Source organism: Streptomyces sp. NBC_00727 (assembly GCF_045161745.1).
GTDB lineage: Bacteria > Actinomycetota > Actinomycetes > Streptomycetales > Streptomycetaceae > Streptomyces.
Window position 1 is genome coordinate 1,231,763 of record NZ_CP108981.1, and the last position, 19,511, is coordinate 1,251,273.

16 protein-coding genes are annotated in these 19,511 nt (G+C 73.4%); 6 read left to right on the plus strand and 10 right to left on the minus strand.

Annotation, left to right across the window (positions count from 1 at the left end):
* Positions 1-47: 47 nt before the first annotated feature.
* Entirely contained in the window at positions 48-1,058 is a 1,011-nt protein-coding gene (locus tag OG242_RS05380) for a hypothetical protein (RefSeq protein WP_405897046.1), read from the minus strand.
* Positions 1,055-4,588, minus strand: coding sequence for a DNA polymerase III subunit alpha (locus OG242_RS05385; RefSeq protein WP_405897047.1), 3,534 nt, complete (start codon positions 4,586-4,588; stop codon positions 1,055-1,057). The genes OG242_RS05380 and OG242_RS05385 overlap by 4 nt, the downstream gene beginning before the upstream one ends.
* Before the next feature lie 133 nt (positions 4,589-4,721).
* Here OG242_RS05385 and OG242_RS05390 point away from each other — a divergent pair, with 133 nt between their 5' ends.
* Positions 4,722-5,789, plus strand: a complete 1,068-nt coding sequence (locus OG242_RS05390; protein ID WP_405897048.1) for a DUF3533 domain-containing protein — start codon at positions 4,722-4,724, stop codon at positions 5,787-5,789.
* A gap of 156 nt (positions 5,790-5,945) precedes the next feature.
* Entirely contained in the window at positions 5,946-6,431 is a 486-nt protein-coding gene (locus tag OG242_RS05395; RefSeq protein WP_405897049.1) for a phospholipase, read from the plus strand.
* A 58-nt stretch (positions 6,432-6,489) separates the two neighbouring features.
* Here OG242_RS05395 and OG242_RS05400 read toward each other — a convergent pair whose 3' ends face one another.
* The 4 genes from OG242_RS05400 to OG242_RS05415 form a co-directional block, all read right to left on the minus strand.
* Entirely contained in the window at positions 6,490-7,065 is a 576-nt protein-coding gene (locus OG242_RS05400; RefSeq protein ID WP_405897050.1) for a hypothetical protein, read from the minus strand.
* Between the two features lie 119 nt (positions 7,066-7,184).
* On the minus strand, positions 7,185-8,084 hold the full coding sequence (locus OG242_RS05405; RefSeq protein WP_405901512.1) for a S1 family peptidase: 900 nt from the start codon (positions 8,082-8,084) through the stop codon (positions 7,185-7,187).
* Positions 8,085-8,302: 218 nt separating this feature from the next.
* Positions 8,303-9,103, minus strand: coding sequence for a DUF1684 domain-containing protein (locus OG242_RS05410; protein WP_405897051.1), 801 nt, complete (start codon positions 9,101-9,103; stop codon positions 8,303-8,305).
* A 78-nt stretch (positions 9,104-9,181) separates the two neighbouring features.
* Positions 9,182-10,411 carry a DUF5685 family protein gene (locus OG242_RS05415; RefSeq protein ID WP_405897052.1) on the minus strand — a complete coding sequence of 410 codons (1,230 nt, stop codon included), beginning with the start codon at positions 10,409-10,411 and terminating at the stop codon, positions 9,182-9,184.
* A 306-nt stretch (positions 10,412-10,717) separates the two neighbouring features.
* Here OG242_RS05415 and OG242_RS05420 point away from each other — a divergent pair, with 306 nt between their 5' ends.
* A complete protein-coding gene (locus tag OG242_RS05420; protein WP_018103626.1) occupies positions 10,718-11,161 on the plus strand; it encodes a cell division protein SepF in 444 nt (147 codons plus the stop codon).
* Between the two features lie 15 nt (positions 11,162-11,176).
* Here OG242_RS05420 and OG242_RS05425 read toward each other — a convergent pair whose 3' ends face one another.
* Together OG242_RS05425 and OG242_RS05430 are read right to left on the minus strand one after the other, a co-directional pair.
* On the minus strand, positions 11,177-12,382 hold the full coding sequence (locus tag OG242_RS05425) for an acyl-CoA dehydrogenase family protein (protein ID WP_405897053.1): 1,206 nt from the start codon (positions 12,380-12,382) through the stop codon (positions 11,177-11,179).
* A 106-nt stretch (positions 12,383-12,488) separates the two neighbouring features.
* A complete protein-coding gene (locus OG242_RS05430; RefSeq protein WP_405897054.1) occupies positions 12,489-14,174 on the minus strand; it encodes an MFS transporter in 1,686 nt (561 codons plus the stop codon).
* Positions 14,175-14,696: 522 nt separating this feature from the next.
* Between OG242_RS05430 and OG242_RS05435 the strand changes: the two genes are divergently transcribed.
* Entirely contained in the window at positions 14,697-15,710 is a 1,014-nt protein-coding gene (locus OG242_RS05435) for a phosphatase PAP2 family protein (RefSeq protein WP_405897055.1), read from the plus strand.
* Positions 15,711-15,787: 77 nt separating this feature from the next.
* Here the strand turns inward: OG242_RS05435 and OG242_RS05440 are convergent, their stop codons facing one another.
* Positions 15,788-16,003, minus strand: coding sequence for an I78 family peptidase inhibitor (locus OG242_RS05440; protein ID WP_018523966.1), 216 nt, complete (start codon positions 16,001-16,003; stop codon positions 15,788-15,790).
* Between the two features lie 638 nt (positions 16,004-16,641).
* Here OG242_RS05440 and OG242_RS05445 point away from each other — a divergent pair.
* Together OG242_RS05445 and OG242_RS05450 are read left to right on the plus strand one after the other, a co-directional pair.
* Positions 16,642-17,424 (plus strand): hypothetical protein, encoded by a 783-nt coding sequence (locus OG242_RS05445; RefSeq protein ID WP_405897056.1) that lies wholly within the window; start codon positions 16,642-16,644, stop codon positions 17,422-17,424.
* A gap of 152 nt (positions 17,425-17,576) precedes the next feature.
* Complete coding sequence (locus tag OG242_RS05450; protein ID WP_405897057.1) at positions 17,577-17,930, plus strand: hypothetical protein; 354 nt, start codon at positions 17,577-17,579, stop codon at positions 17,928-17,930.
* A gap of 79 nt (positions 17,931-18,009) precedes the next feature.
* Here OG242_RS05450 and der read toward each other — a convergent pair whose 3' ends face one another.
* Positions 18,010-19,479 carry a ribosome biogenesis GTPase Der gene (gene der / locus OG242_RS05455; RefSeq protein ID WP_405897058.1) on the minus strand — a complete coding sequence of 490 codons (1,470 nt, stop codon included), beginning with the start codon at positions 19,477-19,479 and terminating at the stop codon, positions 18,010-18,012.
* Positions 19,480-19,511 lie beyond the last annotated feature (32 nt).

Consider the following 19,511-nt stretch of genomic DNA (forward strand, 5'->3'; position numbering starts at 1 on the left):
GGGCCGCCGGAGTCGCCTTTGGCCGGCCGCCCGGGGGCGGGCCCCGCTCAGGCCGCCAGCCGCCCCGGCATCACGGCCCGGGGGCCGAACCGGTCCCGCAGCCGGTCGGCGACCGCCTCGATCCGGCGGGCCCGCTCGTCCACCGGGTCGAAGCTCAGCTGCTGGGCGGCCCGCTCCGCCTCGCCGAGCCCCTCGGCGCGCAGCCCGATACCCCGCACCCGGGCCCGCTGAAGGGCGAACGAGTCGTGGATGCGGTACGCGAGAGCGGTGAGCTCCGCGGAGTGCGCGGTGGGCTCGCGGAGCGTACGGCTGCGGGTCAGCGTCGAGTAGCCGGTGCGGTCGGCGTAGCGCACGGAGACCGCGAGCGCGCGGCACACCTGCCCCTCGCCGCGCATCCGCGCCCCCAGTTCCTCGGTGAGCGACATGAGCGCGCGGCGCTGCCGCTCCCGGTCCAACTCGTCGCGCGAGAAGGTGCGTTCGGCGGCGACCGAGCGAGCGGCGGCGTTCGGCACGACGGCGGTGCGGTCGACGCCGTGCGCCCGCTCCCACAGGTCGCGCCCGGTCCGCGCCCCCGTGATCCGTTGCAGGGTGCCGAGCGGGGCGGCCGCGATCCGGCCGACGGAGTCGAGCCCGTACCCGCACAGGGCCCGGGCCGTCGCCGCCCCCACGCCGTCCAGCGCGGCGGCCGGCCGGTCCGCGAGGAAGGCGGCCACCCCGCCGGCGGGCACCACGAAGGTGGTCCCGGGCGCGGCCTGCCGCAGCGCCATCCGGGCCAGCATCGGGTTCTGGGCGGCCCCGATCGCGCAGTCCACCCCGTGCAGGGCCAGTGCGCGGACCCGGATCACCGAGGCGAGGCCCTTCACGTCCCGCCCGAAGTAGCGCAGCGCGCCGCGCACATCGGCGAGCGCCCCGTCCGGCGGCGCCGCCTCCACGACCGGGGTGAACGAGCCGAGCAGCGCGAGCAGCCCCGCGTACCCGGCGGCGTCCGGGGGCCCGCCGCCGACCCGCCGGAACCGCAGGCAGAGGACCCCGGGCCGCCCGTCCGGCACCCCGTTCATCCCGCACTCCCCGGGCTCTGGTGCCACAGCTTCCGGCCGGTGGGCAGCCCCTCGCCGGGCGGCTTGAGGTCGGCCCACGGGTTCATCTCGTAACCGGTGGGCATCCGGATGCGGCGGCCGTCGTCACCGGCCGGGGCCTCGTCCGGCGCGGTGTCCCCGGTCTCGGATTCGGGCTCCGGCACCTGCGCCAGCCGCTCCGCGACCGCGTCCAGTCCGCCCGTACGCCGCAGCTCGGCCAGCTCCGCCAGGTTCCAGGCGGCGGCGCCGACCACGCTCAGGCTGCGCGCCCCGCGCCGCTGCACCACCCCGCGCACCAGCAGCAGCCAGGAGTGGAAGACGGTGTGCGCGCAGGCGGCGTGGCTGTCGTCGAAGAAGGCCAGGTCGACCAGGCCCGTGCCGTCGTCCAGGGTGGTGAAGACGACCCGGCGGCCGGAGCGGATGGGCGGTGTCTGGGTCGCCGCCTTGGCACCCGCGACCAGCACGGTCTCCCCGTGCCGCGCCTCGCGCAGCCGCTTGGCCGAGACCGCGCCGAGCTCCTTGAGAAAGGAGTGGTGATCGCTCATCAGGTGGCGCGAGACGTCCATGCTCAGCACGCCCAGCTCGGCGCTGAGCCGTTCCGCCTCGTTGAGGTCGGGCAGGCCGACGGACGCGGTACGGTGCCCGCCGCCGAGCGGGAGCTGGGCACCGGCGCCGCCGGAACCCGCGCCCCGCTGGGAGCGGTGCAGTTCGGACAGGTGGAGCAGCAGGTCGCGGCGGTTGGCCCCGAACGCGTCCAACGCGCCGACCTGGGCCAGCCGTTCGGCGGCCGGCTTTCCCGGGCGGGCCCGCTGCCAGAAGTCCAGCAGCGAGCTGTAGGGCTGCCCGGACTCGATCCGGGCGACCTCGGCCTCACTGATCCCGTGGACGTCCGAGAGCGCGAGCCGCAGCCCCCAGCGCTCCCCCACCCCCCCTTCATCAGACACCAGTTCGATTCGATGAGCGGCCGCCGACCGGTTCACGTCCAACGGCAGCACGGGAACCCCGCGCCGCCGCGCGTCGGCGAGCAGCAGCCGCTTCGGGTACATCCCGGGGTCGTGGGTGAGCAGGCCGGCGTAGAAGGCCGCCGGATGGTGCGCCTTCAGCCAGGCCGACTGGTACGTGGGCACGGCGAAGGCCACCGCGTGCGCCTTGCAGAAGCCGTAGCTGCCGAACGCCTCGATGATCTCCCAGGCGCGGGCGATCACCTCCGCGTCGTACTTCCGCGCCGCCGCGTGCTGGGCGAACCAGAACCTGATCCGGGCCTGCGACCCGGGGTCGGAGAGCCCGCGCCTGACCCGGTCGGCCTCGTCGCGGCCGCAGCCGGTCATGATGTCGACGATCTGGATGATCTGCTCGTGGAAGACCACCACTCCGTACGTCTCGCGCAGCGGGCCCTCCAGGTCGGGGTGCGGGTAGCGGACCGGTGCGCGGCCGTGCCGGGCCTCGATGAACGGGCGGACCATGTCGGCGGAGACCGGGCCCGGCCGGAACAGCGAGATGTCGACCACCAGGTCGTGGAAGTTCTCCGGCTGGAGCCTGCCGACCAGGTCGCGCTGGCCGGGCGACTCGATCTGGAAGCAGCCCAGCGTCTCGGCCGTCCTGATCAGCTGGTACGTGCGCGGGTCGCCCGGCTCCACGGCGTCCAGCTCCACCTCGCGCCCCGAGGCCCGCTTCACCTCGGCGACCGCGTGCGCCATCGCCGACTGCATCCGTACGCCCAGCACGTCCAGCTTGAGCAGCCCGAGGTGCTCCACGTCGTCCTTGTCGAACTGGGACATCGGGAGGCCCTCGCCGCTGGTGGGCATGACGGGGGTGCGGCGCAGCAGCGAGGCGTCCGAGAGGAGGACCCCGCACGGATGCATGGCGACGCCGCGCGGCAGCGCGTCCAGCGCCTCCACCAGCTCCCACAGCCGCCCGTACTTCTCCCTGGTCCTGGCCACCTCGCGCAGTTCGGGCAGTTCCTCCATGGCCGCGCGGGCGTCGCGGGCCCGGATGTGCGGGAAGGCCTTGGCGAGCCGGTCGGTCTCGGCCGGGTTCATGGAGAGCGCGGCGCCGACGTCGCGGATGGCGTGGCGCACCCGGTAGGTCTCGGGCATGGCGACGGTGGCGACCCGCTCGGCGCCGAAGCGGCCGATGATCGCGCGGTAGACGTCGAGGCGGCGGGCCGACTCCACGTCGATGTCGATGTCGGGCAGCACGAAGCGGCGCTTGGACAGGAAGCGCTCCATCAGCAGCCCGTGCTCGACCGGGTCGGCGTGGGCGATGCCCAGCAGGTGGTTGACCAGCGAACCGGCCCCGGAGCCGCGGGCGGCCACCCGCACCTTCATCGACCGCACGTCGTCGACCACCTGGGCGACCGTCAGGAAGTACGAGGCGAAGCCGTGGTGGGCGATGATGTCCAGCTCGTGGTGCATCCGGTCCCAGTACTCCGGCCTGCGGTCGTAGCCGTGCAGGACCATGCCGGCGGTGGCGCGGGAGGCCAGCACCCGCTGGGCGGTGCGCTGCTCCGCGCCGACGAGACGCGGCTCGGGGAAGTGGACGGAGCCGAGCCCGATGTCGCCCTCGGGGCCGACCACGCAGGCGTCGGCGGTGCGCCGGGTCTCCGCGAGCAGCCGCGCCCCGGCACCGGCGCCGAGCCCGGCGGCGGCGGTGATCCGCTCGGCGGTCTCCGCCATCGCGCGGGCGTCCTTGAGCCAGCGCTCACCGCTGTCGAGCGGGGCGCGGCGCGGATCGACGGGGACGAGCCCGCGGGCGGCGTCGAGCACGTCGGCGACCGGGCCCTGCCCCGCGTCGGCGTACCGGACGGCGTTGGTCAGCACGGCCCGTACGCCCTGCTCGGCGGCGAGGCCGACGGTACGGGCGGCGAGCCGCAGCGAACCGGGCCCCGTGCCGGTCCGCCCGTGGTGGACGGCTTCGAGCCGCAGGTCGTCGCCGTACAGCTCGCGCCAGGGGGCGAGGAGGGCGGCGGCCAGGTCGGGGCGGCCCGCCGACAGCGCCCGGCCCACGTCGGACGCGGGACCGAGGAGCACGGTGAGCCCTTCGGCGGGCAGCGCGAGCCGGTCGACCAGGGGGCGGCCGCCCCCGGGAACGGCGGCGTGGGCGGCGGTGACCAGGCGGCACAGCTCGGCCCAGCCCAGGGCGCCGTCGCGGGCGAGGAAGGTGACCCGGGGGGCGGATTCATCGACAAAGACACCCCCGCGGGCCGGGGTACGGGTGCGCCGGGCGGGTCCGTCCCCCGTCACCGGCCCCACCGCGAGGTCCACCCCGAACAGCGGGCGCACCCCTTCCCGCCCGCAGGCCCGGGCGAACCGGACCGCGCCTGCCAGGGTGTCGCGGTCGGTCAGCGCGAGGGCGTCCATGCCCCGCTCGGCGGCGCGCTCCGCCAGCCGCTCCGGGTGCGAGGCCCCGTACCGCAGGGAGAACCCGGAGACGGTATGCAGATGCGTGAACCCTGGCACCTGCACCTCCTGAACCGATTCGTACGCGCTGCCCACCCCCTCGCTCTCCACCATAAACCAAGTTTCGAACACTCGTACGATACTCGGCGTCCGGCTCACTTTCCCCCGGTCACGCACCCCTCCACCCCTTGCGCCGTTCGGCCGCCTCCCGACTGCGCGGGCGGCGGGCACCTTGGAGCGTGGGGGCATGACTTTCGCCGCCGAGGTGAGGAAAGCCGTCACTCCACGGGCCGCCCTGCTCGTCATCGGGGTGCTGGCGCTCCAGCTGCTGTTCATCGCGTCCTACATCGGAGCCCTGCACAACCCGAAGCCGACGGACGTCCCCTTCGGCGTCGTCGCACCCCAGCAGGTGTCCGCCCGCCTCGTCACCGAACTGGACGGCCTCCCCGGCGGCCCGCTCGACCCCCGCGCGGTCGCCGACGAGGCCACCGCCCGCCGGCAGATCCTGGACCGCGAGATCGACGGCGCCCTGATCGTCGACCCCCGGGACACCCGGGACACGGTGCTGGTCGCCTCCGGCGGGGGCACCGTCCTGGCCAACTCCCTGACGAAGATCATCAAGCAGGCCGAGCTCAGCCGGAAGCGCACCGCGCGCGCCGCGGACGTGGCCCCGGCCTCGCACCAGGACTTCGACGGGCTGTCCTCGTTCTACCTGGCCGTGGGCTGGTGCGTCGGCGGCTACCTCTGCGCCTCGATCCTCGCGATCAGCGCGGGCAGCCGCCCCGCCAACCGGCAGCGCGCACTGATCCGGACCGGCGTCATGGCCCTGTACGCGATCGCGGGCGGCATCGGCGGCGCGGTCATCATCGGCCCGGTCCTCGACGCCCTGCCCGGCAGCTTCTGGGGGATGTCGGGCCTGGGCGCGCTGACCGTCTTCGCGGTCGGCATGATCACCCTCGCCCTGGAGGCCCTCACCGGCATCGTCGGCATCGGCCTGGCCGTCCTGCTCGTGGTCATCGCGGGCAACCCGAGCGCGGGCGGCGCCTTCCCCCTCCCGATGCTCCCGGACTTCTGGCGCGCGATCGGCCCCGCCCTCCCCCCGGGCGCCTCGACCTGGACGGCCCGCTCGATCGCCTACTTCCGCGGCAACGCCGTGACCGGGCCCCTGCTGGTGCTGTCCGCCTGGGCGGTGGTGGGCACGGCGGGCACGCTGCTGACGGCGATGCGCAGGAAACCGGACGCGGAGGACATGGCGGACGCGGCCGCTCCGCCCTCCCCGGCACCGGCGGGCGGCGCGGGCTCGACCCCGGTCTGACCCCTGTCTTCGGACTCCCCTCCACCTGACGTACGGAGGGGAGTTCCGTCGGGCCCCGACGAGCTCTAGGCATGACAGGTGCATGACTGCATGCTGGAGCGACCTCGCGCACCCCGCGAGCCGCCACGACTCCCCGCCACCCCACGGAGGTTGCTCATGCGCCGTCGCGCCGCCACCCTGCTCGCCACCCTCGGCCTGTCGCTCCCGCTCGCCCTGCTGCCCACCGCCTCCGCCTCGGCGGCCCCCGCGGACAAGCCCCAGGTGCTCAGTTCCTGGACGCAGACGAGCGCCGCCAGCTACAACGCGTGGAACTCCGCCCGCAACAACAAGGGCGCGTGGTCCGCGTACGGCTTCGACTGGTCGACGGACTACTGCAGCACCTCGCCCGACAACCCGTTCGGCTTCCCGTTCCAGACGGCCTGCGCCCGGCACGACTTCGGGTACCGCAACTACAAGGCGGCCGGCACGTTCTCCGCCAACAAGGCCCGCCTCGACAACGCCCTCTACGCGGACCTCAAGCGCGTGTGCTCCGCGTACTCCGGCGCCAAGCTGACCTCGTGCAACGCCACGGCCTGGACGTACTACCACGCGGTGGACATCTTCGGCGTCGCACCGGCCGGGGCGGGTGTGGGCAGAGGCTGATCAGCGGCCCTCCCGGGAGGGCCGGGCCCGCTCCCCCGGGTCCGGCCTTCCCCCTTTCTCAGTGACCGCCGCTTGGGCGGTCGCAGGAGGGGTGGTCGGGGTAACCGCCGAAGGCGTCCGCCTCGGTGTCCGCGCGGTCCATCGTGCCCTCCACGCACAACAGCGGGGAGACGCCCGCGTAAATGAGGAAGCCGACCGCGGTCGCGCCACCCTGGTGGGTCTCCACCGCCCCGGGGCCGTAGCCGAGACCCATGAGCGCCTTGCGGGCGTGCGCCGGTGAGAAGTCGCCTCGCTTGCGCAGCGGTTCCAGCGCCTTCTCGATACGGGTGACGGCCGCGAGCCCGTCGCACCGGCTCCGGCCGTGCAGCGGGAACGGGACCCGGAACCCGTGGTTCTCGGCGTAGTGGTCGGTGGGCGCCCCGGCCGGGACCGAGGCCGACGCGGGGGACGACTCCTGCGGCGCGGGGTCCTCGCCGGGGCACCGGAAGTCCACCGGCGCGCTGGGCGTGGCCGTCCCGGCGGGCGCGGAGCCCCCTTCGGCGGCCTCGTCCGCCCGCTCGGTCCCGCACCCCGCCACCAGCACGACGACCGCCGCCGCCGTCAGCATTCCAACCCCGGTCCTGGTTCTCCTCATGCGCCGCATCCTCCCGCACGCCGGCGCGGGGGGACACCTGTTCTCGCACCGGCCGAGGAACGCACCGGCCCCCGGGGCGGGTCCCCCGGGGGCCGGCACAGCAGTCGCACGTCCGGACGTCAGTACACGCTGACGCCGTACGTGCTGAGCGCCTCGGTGACCGGCTGGAAGAACGTCGTACCGCCGGAGCTGCAGTTGCCGCTGCCGCCGGAGGTCAGGCCGATCGCCTTGGAGCCGGAGTAGAGCGGACCGCCCGAGTCGCCGCCCTCGGCGCACACGTTGGTCTTGATCATGCCGTAGACCACGTCGCCGTTGCCGTAGTTGACCGTGGCGTTGAGCGCGGAGACGGTGCCGCTGTGGATGCCGGTCGTGGAGCCCCGGCGGGTCACCCGCATCCCGACCGTGGCGTTGGCCGCGCCGGTGATGTCGACGCTGCCGACCGTGCCCGGGTGGGCGAGCGAGGTGTTGTCGTAGCGCACCAGGCCGTAGTCGTTGACCGGGAAGCTGGAGCCGACCGTCGGGCCTATGTAGGTGGTGTTCGAGGAGTTGGTGTACCAGGGCGGGTTGCCGTCGGTGCAGTGACCGGCGGTCAGGAAGTAGTACGTGCTGCCGCTGCGTACGTTGAACCCGAGGGAACAGCGCCAGCCGGGTGCGTAGATGGCGTCGCCGCCGGAGAGCAGCTTGCTGAACTTGCCGGGGGTGTGCTCGATGCGCAGGGCTCCCGCGTTGCCGCCGGCGGAGTCCTTGATCTGCCGGATCTCCGCCGCGGAGACCGTGCTGTCGACCGTGACCACGACCTTGCCGGTCTTCGGGTCGACGTTCCAGGCGGTGCCGGCGACGTCGGCGCCGAGGACGGCGTCACTGGCGGCGGCGAGCTGGTTGGCGCTGTACGTTCCGGTGGAGTCCGCCTGGGCGGTGGGGGCGGCCAGGGCGGCTACGGCCACCAGGCCCGCCGCGATGGCGACGGCCCTGCTGCGTCTGGCGGTACCGCTGAGGGGGGTGGTGCGCTTGATCCTCACTGTCATTCCCTCCCGAGGGGAATCGGGGGTCCGCCTGTGGGGTGGTCGGACCCGTGAGGCGCAGTCGGGCGCACGGCCGTCCGTCCGCATTCCGGATATGCCGTGCTCCTGACAAGCGCTGCTCGGGAGTATTCAAGGCGTCAACTTCCGGCGCAAGGGCGCGTTCTGGCCTGAACTCGAACGCGGCGCGCCGGAAGCCGGACGCGCCACGCTCCGGCTCAGCCGTCGACGCGGTGGCGCTCGCCCGCCTCCACGGCCACCGGAAGGGTGTTGCCCGGCGGCGGGAAGGGGCAGATGAAGTGGTCCGCGAAGGCGCACGGCGGCAGCAGCGCGCGGTTGAGGTCGACGGTCACCGAGCCGTCGGCGGCCGGTGCGGCGGGCCGCAGGAACCGGAAGCGGTAGCTGCTGTTCCCGCTGGTGGCGTCGGCGAAGACCGCCCAGAGCGACCCGTCGGGCTCGACGGCGACCCGGAGCGTGTGCCCGGCCCCGTCCAGCTCGAAGGCGATCTCACCGGCGAGCCCCAGTCCGCGTTCGACACCGTCGGCGTTCTCGACCCGGACGGTGCGGGAGTCCGCGTACGGCCGGAAGGTGCCCGGCACCGCCCAGCGCGGGTCGTACGGGGTCGCGTCGATCGCCCGGAACGCGCGCCGCGCGGGCGATTCGGGGTCGAAGACCCGGACCGCCCACAGGCCCTCGCGGCTCAGCACCACCAGTCTGCGGCCCTCATGCGCGAGCCGGGAGGCGTCGATCGGCCCCCGGTCGGCGCCGAGCCGGATCTCGCCGGTGAAGGGCTTTCCGTCCACGGTCAGCCCGTCCGCCGGGGCGGCTTCGAGCACCAGGGCGCCGTCCTCCTCCCGCCACCGGCCCGGGACGGCCGGAATTCGCCCCTCCGGGTAATCCGTGAGCCAGTGGGTTCCGGTGAGGGAGAGCGGACCGTACGGCGCCGAGACCGTGGCGGTCCGCTCCTGGTGCCAGCGCTCCCAGTCCCGCGCTGCCTGCTGCTGTGCGTGCGTACTCATGGACCAACCGTTCCATACCGGGCCGGCGATCCCGGGGTGCAGCCACGAAGCAGGAGGGGGCCCACGGGTGACACTGCCTCAGCAGTCGCACCCGCAGTCACAGCCGTCACAGCAGCTGCAGCAGTCGCAGCAATTGCTGCACGCGTCGCAGCCGTCGCAGCAGTCCCCGCAGTCGCACTGACTGCACAGCCCCTCGCGCCGCTGACGCGACCAGGGGTCCTCGAAGGTGCCGCAGCACATCTGGCAGGTACAGGCGAGGCCGGCCCACACCAGGCAGCCCATGACGAGCCCGCGCCGGTCGCGCGGCGGCTCCGGCGGCCGGGGGCCGGAGGGGCCGCCCGGTCCCGTGGGCGCGTACGGGTTGCCCGGCGGCGGCCCGAACGAGCCCGTGGGCGCCGTTCCTGACGGTTCGCCGGACGCGGTCAGCAACCCGCCCGCCCGGTGGGAACAGACGTCCGTGGCGAAGGCGCGGTCCACCGAGCGCCGCAGTTCGTGGGCCAGCAGCACATGCGCGAGCCGGTCGTCGGTGAACTCCGCGTCGCGCAGCGCCAGCCGTACGCCCCGCAGCGCGTCGTCGCAGAGCCGCCGGGCCTCGGCGCGCGAGGTGCCGGTCGCGGTGAGCGGGTTCCAGGCTCCCGAAGCGGCGTCGGCTTCCTGGTCCTCCACGGCGTCCAGCAGGTGCGCGAGACGTCCGAAGAGGCGTCCGGCCTCGGCGAGCGGCTCGGCGTTCTGCGGCTTGCCGGCGAGGACGGCGGTGTGCGCGAAGGCGGCTGCGGTGGCGGTCTCGGTGGGCTCGGTGACCGTCAGCAGCGGGGTGCCGGGGCCGGCGAGGAGTTCGATGCCGGTCTGCCGGTCGACGGCGTCGACGAGGACCGCGGTGTCGAAGCCGAGCTGTGCGCCGGTGCGCGCCCCGGCCCGGTCCCAGCCGGCCGCCACCCGGCGGGCCGCCGCGGCGACCGGGCGGCGGGCCAACAGGCCGTCCCGGTCGGCGACGTGGTCCCGCACCTTCGCCGAGGCAAGCACCAGTGAGACGGCGGCGGCCAGCCGGGCGCCCTCGCCGCGCGCGACGGGCGCGGTGCGCATGGAGCGCAGCGGGCAGGGCCCGGCCGTGCGGCGCTGTCCGGGGACGCGTTCGGTCTGAGCCTCCGTCAGGACCGAGACGATCAGGCCGTCGTAGTTGGTGACGATCCGGGCGAACTGCCCGTGGTCGGAACGGAGTGCCAGACAGAGCCCGCAGAGGTGGGCCATCCACTCGGTCTTGAGCCTCTCGGAGAGGCGATGCGTACAGGGCCTGACTATTCCGAACACGGCCGTCCCCCGGGTTTCGTTCGCGTGTGTGCCGCGCTCGGGCGCGGACGCGACGGCATCGTACCGAGCGGCCCGTTCACCCGTACGTCCCCCATGTCACCCGTACGGACCGGCGCATCATATTTTATTTCTTCAGGCCCCTTTACCGGTACGAACCCTGACGAATCGCCACATCCTCTGCACCAGTACCGTCACGAATGCCCTGCGCGCCGCCTATCCCCTTGGCGCACGATCCGCATCATGGACGACCATAGGGATACGAAAGAGATGCGGAACAACAAGGAACCGCGGTGAGAGGAGGCGTCCATGGGATCGGTGCGCAAGGCGAGTGCCTGGCTGGGCCTCGTAGAGGACAACGACGAGCGGTACTACGACGACGACGAGTACGCCGAGGGTGCGCGGACCGGCACCGGTCAGGCCTGGGTGACCGACCCGCGGGTGCGGGTGGCCTCCGAGACCGCCGAGGAGACGGGCCGCCGGATCGCCACCGTGACCCCGGACAGCTTCCGTGACGCCCGCGCCATCGGCGAGCTCTTCCGGGACGGCGTCCCGGTGATCATGAACCTCACGTCCATGGACTCCGCCGACGCCAAGCGCGTGGTGGACTTCGCCGCAGGACTGATCTTCGGACTGCGCGGGTCGATCGACCGCGTCGCCACCCGCGTCTTCCTGCTGACCCCCGCCGACACCCAGGTGATGAACGGCGAAGCCGCCGGCCGGCCGGCCGACGGCTTCTTCAACCAGAGCTGACCGCCCTCCGGGCGCTCATCGGAATGCGTCCAGGCCGGTGAGCGCCTTTCCCAGGACAAGCTGGTGCATCTCCACGGTCCCCTCGTAGGTGAGCACCGACTCCAGGTTGGTCGCGTGCCGCATCACCGGGTACTCCAGCGAGATCCCGTTGGCGCCGAGGATCGTGCGCGAGGTGCGGCAGATCTCGATGGCCTCCCGCACGTTGTTCAGCTTCCCGAAACTGACCTGCTCCGGGCGCAGCCGCCCGGCGTCCATCCGCCGCCCCAGGTGGTGGGCGAGCAGGATGCCCTTGTGCAGCTCGACGGCCATGTCGGCGAGCTTGGCCTGGGTGAGCTGGAAGCCGCCGATCGGCTTCCCGAACTGTTCGCGGGTGCGCGCGTAGTCGACGGCCGCCTCGAAGCTCGACCGGGCCGCGCCCATGGCTCCCCAGACGATGCCGTAGCGGGCGTGGCTGAGACAGCTGAGCGGTCCGCGCAGCCCGGTGACCCCGGGCAGGACGGCGTCGGCGGGCAGCCGCACCTCGTCCAGGATCAGTTCGCTGGTGACCGAGGCGCGCAGCGACCACTTGTGCCGGATCTCGGGCGCGGAGAAGCCCGGCGCGTCCGTCGGGACGACGAAGCCCCGGATGCCGGTGCCGGCCGGCCCCTCGTCGGTCTGCGCCCAGACGACCGCGACGCCGGCGACGGAGCCGTTGGTGATCCACATCTTGCGGCCGCTGAGCACCCAGTCCTCGCCGTCGCGCCTGGCGTACGTGCGCATGGCGGCCGGGTCCGAGCCGTGGTCCGGCTCGGTGAGGCCGAAGCAGCCGATGGTCTCGCCCGCCGCCATGCCGGGCAGCCACCGCTGCTTCTGCTCCTCGGAGCCGAAGCGGTGGATCGCGTACATGGCGAGGGAGCCCTGTACGGAGACGAGCGAGCGGATGCCCGAGTCGGCCGCCTCCAGCTCCAGGCAGGCCAGCCCGTACTGGACGGCCGTGGCGCCGGCGCAGCCGTAGCCCTGGAGCGACATGCCGAGCGCGCCCAGGGCGCCCAGTTCGCGGGCCAGCTCGCGGATGCCGGGCAGCTCGCCGTTCTCGTACCACTCGGCGATGTGCGGCAGGACGCGGTCGGCGGCCCAGGTGCGAACGGTGTCGCGGATCGCGAGGTCCTCGGGGCTCAGCAGGTCGTCGACGCCGATCGGGTCGCGGGGGTCGAAGGGCGGGAGCTTCGAGGTGGTGGACATGAGGGTGTGCCTCCGGCGGCTCGCACGGTACCGATGTCGGTGGGGTGGCTCGAAAACCGGTCGAAAACTAGCAGCGTTAGTTACGACGCCGTGCCGACGTTACGACTCAGCGTGCCGTGCGTCCAGAGCCCGCAGCCCCGGCCGTCCGGCGCCGGGCGGGCATCCGCAGCGGCGCCCCGAGGGGCTCGGCGGACTCCCGCGCCGGGGTGTCGATGCGTTCCGCGGACTCCCGGGGCTCGCACAGCTTCGGCGCGCACTCCATCAGCCGGGGCAGTCGCAGCGCGGCGAGCGCCCCGAGCAGCAGCAGCCCCGCGCTGACCATCAGCGTGATGTGCAGCCCGCCGATGAAGGCGTCCCGGGCCGTGGCGCGCAGGACCGACCCGAGCGGACCGCCCAGCTGCGCCGCCTCCTGGTACGCCTCGCCGAGCGAGTGGGCGGCACCGGAGGCCGCCGACGCGGGGACGCCCTCGGCGTGCAGCCCCGCGAGACCGGGCGTATAGGCGGCGTTCATCACACTGCCGAGCAGGGCTATCCCCATCCCGGCGCCCAGCTGGTACGAGGTCTCCCCGATCGCCGCCGCCCCGCCCGCCCGGTCCGCTGGGGCCTCGCTGAGCATCGACTCGTACGCGCCGAACAGCGTGGACTGCAGGCCGAAGCCCAGTGCGACGAAGGCGGCGGCCAGCAGGGCGGGCCGGTCGTCGCGGCCCATCACGGTCAGCGTCAGCACCGAGGCGGCCGTCAGGACGAACCCCCAGCCGACCATCCGGCGCGGCCCGATCCGGCGCAGCGTGTGGGAGCCGGTGGCACCGGCGGCCATCGCGGCGAAGGTGAGCGGGAGCAGCCGGAGACCGGTCTCCAGGGGGCTGAGGCCCAGGACGAGCTGGAGGTACTGGACGGCGACGAGCTCCAGGCCGACCAGGGCGAGCATGGCGAGGACGATGCAGCCGACGGCGGCCGAGAAGGCGGGCCTCGCGAACATGCCGATGTCGATCAGCGGGTGGGTGCGCCGTCGCTGGCGGCGTACGAAGGCGACGAGCAGCGCGGCCCCGAGCAGCAGCGGTGCCAGGGTCGCGAGGCCGGTCAGGCCCTCGCCGGTGCCGGCCCGCTTCACGCCCAGGACCACGCCGAGCACCCCGGCGGCGGCCGTCAGCGCGCCGAGCACGTCCCAGGGTCCGTCGTCGTTGCCCCGGGACTCGGGGAGCAGCAGCCGTCCGACCGGGAGGATCAGGGCCATCAGCGGGATGTTGATCAGGAAGACCGAGCCCCACCAGAAGTGCTCGACGAGGAAGCCGCCGACGACGGGGCCGGTGGCGGCACCGACCGCGGCGACCGCGGACCAGACGCCGATCGCGACGGCCCGTTCGCGCCGGTCGGGGAAGACCTGGCGCAGGATCGAGAGGGTCGCGGGCATGATCATCGCCCCGCCGACGCCGAGCAGGGCCCGCGCCGCGATGAGCACGCCCGCGCTGTCGGCCAGGGCGGCGACGGCGGAGGCGGCTCCGAACAGGGCGTAGCCGAGCAGCAGGACGCGGCGGCGTCCGACGCGGTCGCCGAGGGTGCCGAAGAGGATCAGCAGGGAGGCGCAGACCAGCGGGTAGGCGTCCACGATCCACAGCAGGCCGGCGGCGCTGGGCCGCAGGTCCTCGGTGACGGCGGGGACGGCGACGTGGAGCACCGTGGCGTCGAGCGCCACGAGCAGCAGGCTGAGGCAGAGGACGACCAGGACGACCCAGCGGTTGGCACCGTCGGCGGCTGTGCGCAGGCGGAGTCGGGCTGCGGGCGTCCCTGACATGCATCTACCTCCCAAATGGTCCCTCGCACCCGGCTGGCCCACGGGGCGCGGTCGCCGCTGTTCCCCCGGGGCCCGGCATCGACGGGCGAGTGATCCGTCAGCGTACGCGAGTTCGGCAGGGCCACACGTGGCCCATCTCATACCGCCCGACTCCGGGAAGTGTGGCGTACGCCACTACGGCCTCGCCGGCCCGGGGCACCGCCGGGACCTGCGAGGACCGTTCGGGGGTCGCGTCGGCGGCACCGTACGGCCTCCCGCCCGAAGCCGTACCGTAACCGGACTGACACCCTCCGTCCCATTCCGCCGCGCTGCGGATAAACACACTTCGGGCCGCCGGAATTCTTCCGCGACATCCGTGAATTACGTTCTCGAACAGACATCGCACAAAGGCGCAAAAGAATACGAGAGTTATCAAGACACCCTGGAAGAACTCGTCGACTGAGACATACTCCACATCACATCGTCATCACAAAGCGCCCGGATCGACCGGCGCGCCCACTCACTCGCTGTAACGTCGATTGGGTGCGTACCGACATCTTCGCCCGGCTGGACCGGGAGCCGGAACCGCCGAAGATAGAGACACCGCGGATGAGCCGTCACCGCGTCGCTCTCTTCGGCGGGACGTTGGCGTTCTATCTGGCCATCGTCATTGCCGTGCTCATGTCGTCCTGGCTGGTGACCCTGGACTGGAAGGTCATGCTCTTCCGGCCCTACCAGCAGTGGCCCGAGATCCACGCCGCCCTCGACTACTACGTGGTCCTCGGGCAGCGCGGGCCCACCGCGGTCATGGTCGCCTGCTGGCTCGGCTGGCGCTCCTGGCGGCAGCACACCCTGCGTCCGCTGCTGACGCTGGGCGCCTCGCTGCTGCTGCTCAACCTGACGGTGGGCGCGGTCAAGATCGGCCTCGGCCGGCTGGGCCCGCACTACGCGACCAGGATCGGATCGGCCGAGCTCTTCGCCGGCGGCGATATATTTCCGTCCGGCCACACCGCCAACGCCGTGGTGACCTGGGGCATCCTCGCCTACCTGGCCGCCACCCCGCGGGCCAGGCGCTATCTGTCGGCCATGTCCGCGATCGTCTCGCTCGGCGTCGGCCTGACGACGGTCTACCTCGGTACGCACTGGCTGAGCGACGTGCTCCTCGGCTGGGTGGCGGGCCTGCTCATCCTGCTGGGCCTGCCCTGGGTGGAGCCGCTGATCACCCGCGCCGAGAACTGGATCTTCGCCGCCCGTGCCCGGCTGGGCGCGCCCGGCAGCCGGCCCGTTCCCCCGGTGCCCGCCACCGGCACCCCGCTGCCCGTGCCGGCCGTACAGCAGGCCGAGGACGGGACGGCGGCGCAGAGCCCCGCGCACGGCCAGGCGGGGCGCCCGCCGGCCCCGAACAACCGCCCGCGGCCCCATGCGGCGCCCGCCGCCGGCCACGCGGCGCGCTCGGAGCGGTCCCCGGTGACCCCGGCCGGCAGCCGCCGCCCGCCGCACGCGGACCGCGCGCCGCGCGGGGGCACGGCCCCGGCCCGGCCGGTCGCCGGCGGCTGAGACGCTCCCGTACGCCAGTGGGCCCCCGACCATGTCCGGTCGGGGGCCCACTGGCGTACGGGAGCGTCTCAGGCCGTTCAGCCGGTCCAGCAGCGCCTGACGACGCCGCCGTCGACCTCGAAGTTGATCCGGCCGGCCTGGAACTCCATGGTGACGACCGTGCCCGGCGCGAGGGCCCTCACGGTGGACCAGCCGTGCTCCCGGGCCCGCTGCTCGGCGGTCTCTGCGGTGAGCCCCACGTACGCGCCGGTCGCGTCGTCGGGCTGGGCGGGAGGAGTCGGTATCGGTGCCATACCTCTCACCGTAGGCGCCCGGGGGCGGGGGCGGTAGCGGGGGCCGCGCGCGGGCACACGGCATCCGCACGTCCCTCACCGGTCACACTTGTGTCACAGGATCACGACACCTGTCCCCCTCGGCCCCCTTCACCCGAACGTGCGATTCACAACCGGACGCACAGTAATCGCACAGGTCCGTAAACGATCATCGGACCGGTCTCCTAAAGGTGGGGAAAGACGGACGATTTCCTACTTGCGACGCGACCGCATTCCCGGCCGGAATACGTTCCGCAAAGACGGGCTTCGCCAGTAATTCACCCTCCCTTATCGCATCCTTATCCCGAGGGAACGATAGGCACACCATCGGACAGGCCGGCCCGTGCACACCGGACCGTATAGCGGACAACCCGCTTCACCGCATTCCGGCCACCCCCGTCGGGGAGCCACCCGACCCGGTCCGCGCGTCCGCTTCACCGCCCCCGCGCCGGGGCCCGCACAGGGGGGCTTTCTCCCTCTTTGTCGGCTGCTCCGCCACCGCGCCCGGCGCACGGTCCCGATTCCGTACGGCTTCCCGCGTGACCCCGGCGGCGGCTCGCCCGTTGTCATCACTGAGCCGGGAACCGCCCGGCGCACGTACCGAGTTCGAGGAGCCACCCGTGCCGCGCATGCTCGACGTCAGCGAGGACGTACGCGCCGAGATCGGCGACGCCGAAGCCGACCGGCTGCTCGTCGGCGACAACGCCCCGGGCAGTTACGACTGCACCTCCTGCCGCACCCCCGGCGACTCCGAGCAGGAGCGCACCAGCACCGTGCTGTTCGTCGGCGACGAGACCGCCGTGCTCGCCTTCGCGCACGCCAGCTGCATCCCCTCGCAGGTCGTCCAGGTCGCCGAGGAGCAGCTCCAGGGCGCCGTCCGCAGCATCACCGGCGGTGAGCAGGGCGAACCGGAGCGGATCGTCCCCGAGCAGGCCGTCCTGGGCATCACCAGCGGCCTCGTCCTCATCGACGACGAGCTGCACCCGGCCCTGGTCGTCGAGCCGACCGGCGCGATCGCCCGCCCGGGCACGGACGGCCGGGACGGCGACCAGTTCCTCCAGCTCCTTCTGGAACAGGGCTTCCAGCCAATCCCCCGCATGGAGCAGGTGCCCGAGGTGCTGCACGGCTGGTCGATCCTGCTCGCCATGGGCCAGCTGCACGCCGTGCTCCAGCCCGGTACGGGGGGCGGCTCCCCGGTAGCCTGGTGGCAGGCGCACGCGCCGCTCCAGGTCACCGAGGGCTGGCGGACCGCCGCCAACAAGTCGCAGACCGTGCTGGTCTACGCCGCCCCGGCCGGCTGCATCGGCCAGCAGCCCCGCGAGGACCTGCTGCGCGACGCGCTGGAGAAGGCGTCGGCCGCCGGGCTGCTGGTCGCCGCCGCCATGCCGCTGGCCGGGACCTGACCGTGACCGCGCATCCGGAGCGTCGGCGGCGAACAATTGTCTCCCCGACGGGTGTTTCCACGGCGGGCCCGCATCCGACGGCCGACGGGGTCGTTGGCACCTACGTGCACTCATACGACCCCTCCCACCAACGTCCGAGCCCGATCCCTGCCATGCGTCCCTCGCAGGACCCCTCGGGCGGCCCGTCCCAGACCCCGATCTACGACGCGCTGTACTCCGAGTACCGCCGCTCGTTCCGGGCGCTGCCGGGTGACCGGACCGGCGAGGAGAGTCTGGGCCTCCAGGCCCTCGGCACCGGCCTCTTCGGCTCGCGCGCCCCGCTGCGCGGCCATTCCGGCCGCTCCTCCCCCGGCGGCGCGGCGGTCACGGCCGGGGCGACGGCAGCGACGGGCGACCGCACCGGCAACGGCACGCACGCCGGGGGCCTCGGCGGCTGGCAGCGGGTGGGCCGCCACGCGGGACGGGCCCGGCCCGCGGCCCTGCCGCCCGGCTCACGGGACGCCTGACCGCGCGCACGACAGAAGCCCCGGACCGCTCGGTGACCGAGCGGTCCGGGGCTTCGTCGTGTCCCGTACGCCTGAGGGGCTACTTGTTGCGGCCGCGCTTCTCGCGGACGCGCACCGAGATGTGGATCGGGGTGCCCTCGAAGCCGAACTCCTCGCGCAGCCGGCGCTCGACGAAGCGCCGGTAGCCGTGCTCCAGGAAGCCCGAGGCGAAGAGGACGAAGCGCGGCGGCTTGGTGCCCGCCTGGGTGCCGAAGAGGATGCGGGGCTGCTTGCCGCCGCGGACCGGGTGCGGGTGGGCGGCGACGATCTCGCCGAGGAACGCGTTCAGCCGGCCGGTCGGGACGCGGGTCTCCCAGCCGTCGATCGCCGTCTCGATCGCCGGGACCAGCTTCTCCATGTGGCGGCCGGTGCGGGCGGAGACGTTGACCCGGGGGGCCCACTCGACCTGGGCGAGCTCGGTCTCGATCTCGCGTTCCAGGTAGTAGCGGCGCTCCTCGTCGAGCGTGTCCCACTTGTTGAACGCGAGCACGACGGCGCGGCCCGCCTCCACGGCCATGGTCACGATGCGCTGGTCCTGGACGCTGATCGACTCACTGGAGTCGATCAGGATGACCGCGACCTCGGCCTTCTCCAGGGCGGCGGCGGTACGCAGCGAGGCGTAGTAGTCCGCGCCCTCCTGGAGGTGGACGCGGCGCCGGATACCCGCCGTGTCGATGAACTTCCAGGTGACGCCGCCCAGCTCGATCAGCTCGTCGACCGGGTCCCGGGTGGTGCCGGCCAGCTCGTTGACGACGACGCGGTCCTCGTTGGCGACCTTGTTCAGCAGCGAGGACTTGCCGACGTTCGGGCGGCCGATGAGCGCGATGCGGCGCGGGCCGCCGAGGGCCGAGCCGAAGGACTGCGGCGGGGCCTCGGGCAGGGCCTCCAGGACGGCGTCCAGCATGTCGCCGGTGCCGCGGCCGTGCAGCGAGGAGACCGGGTGCGGCTGGCCGAGCCCGAGCGACCACAGGGCGGTGGCGTCGGCCTCGCCGCTCTGGCCGTCGACCTTGTTGGCGCAGAGCACGACGGGCTTGCCGGCCCGGCGCAGCAGCTTGACGACGGCCTCGTCGGTGTCGGTGGCGCCGACGGTGGAGTCCACCACGAAGACGACCGCGTCGGCCGTCTCGATCGCGTACTCCGCCTGGGCGGCGACGGAGGCGTCCAGGCCGAGCACGTCCTGCTCCCAGCCGCCGGTGTCGACGACCTTGAAGCGGCGGCCGGCCCACTCGGCCTCGTAGGTGACGCGGTCGCGGGTGACGCCCGGCTTGTCCTGGACGACGGCCTCGCGGCGGCCGATGATCCGGTTCACCAGGGTCGACTTGCCGACATTCGGGCGGCCGACGACGGCGAGGACGGGGAGCGGTCCGTGACCGGCCTCACCGAGCGCGCCCTCGACCTCATCGGGGTCGAATCCTTCCTGCGCGGCGAGCTCCATGAACTCCGCGTACTCGGCATCGCCAAGCTCTCCGTGCTCGTGGTCCGAGCCGCCGGAGTGAATCTGGTCGTTCATGAAGTCCGTTCCTCTTTGCATCATCATCGATG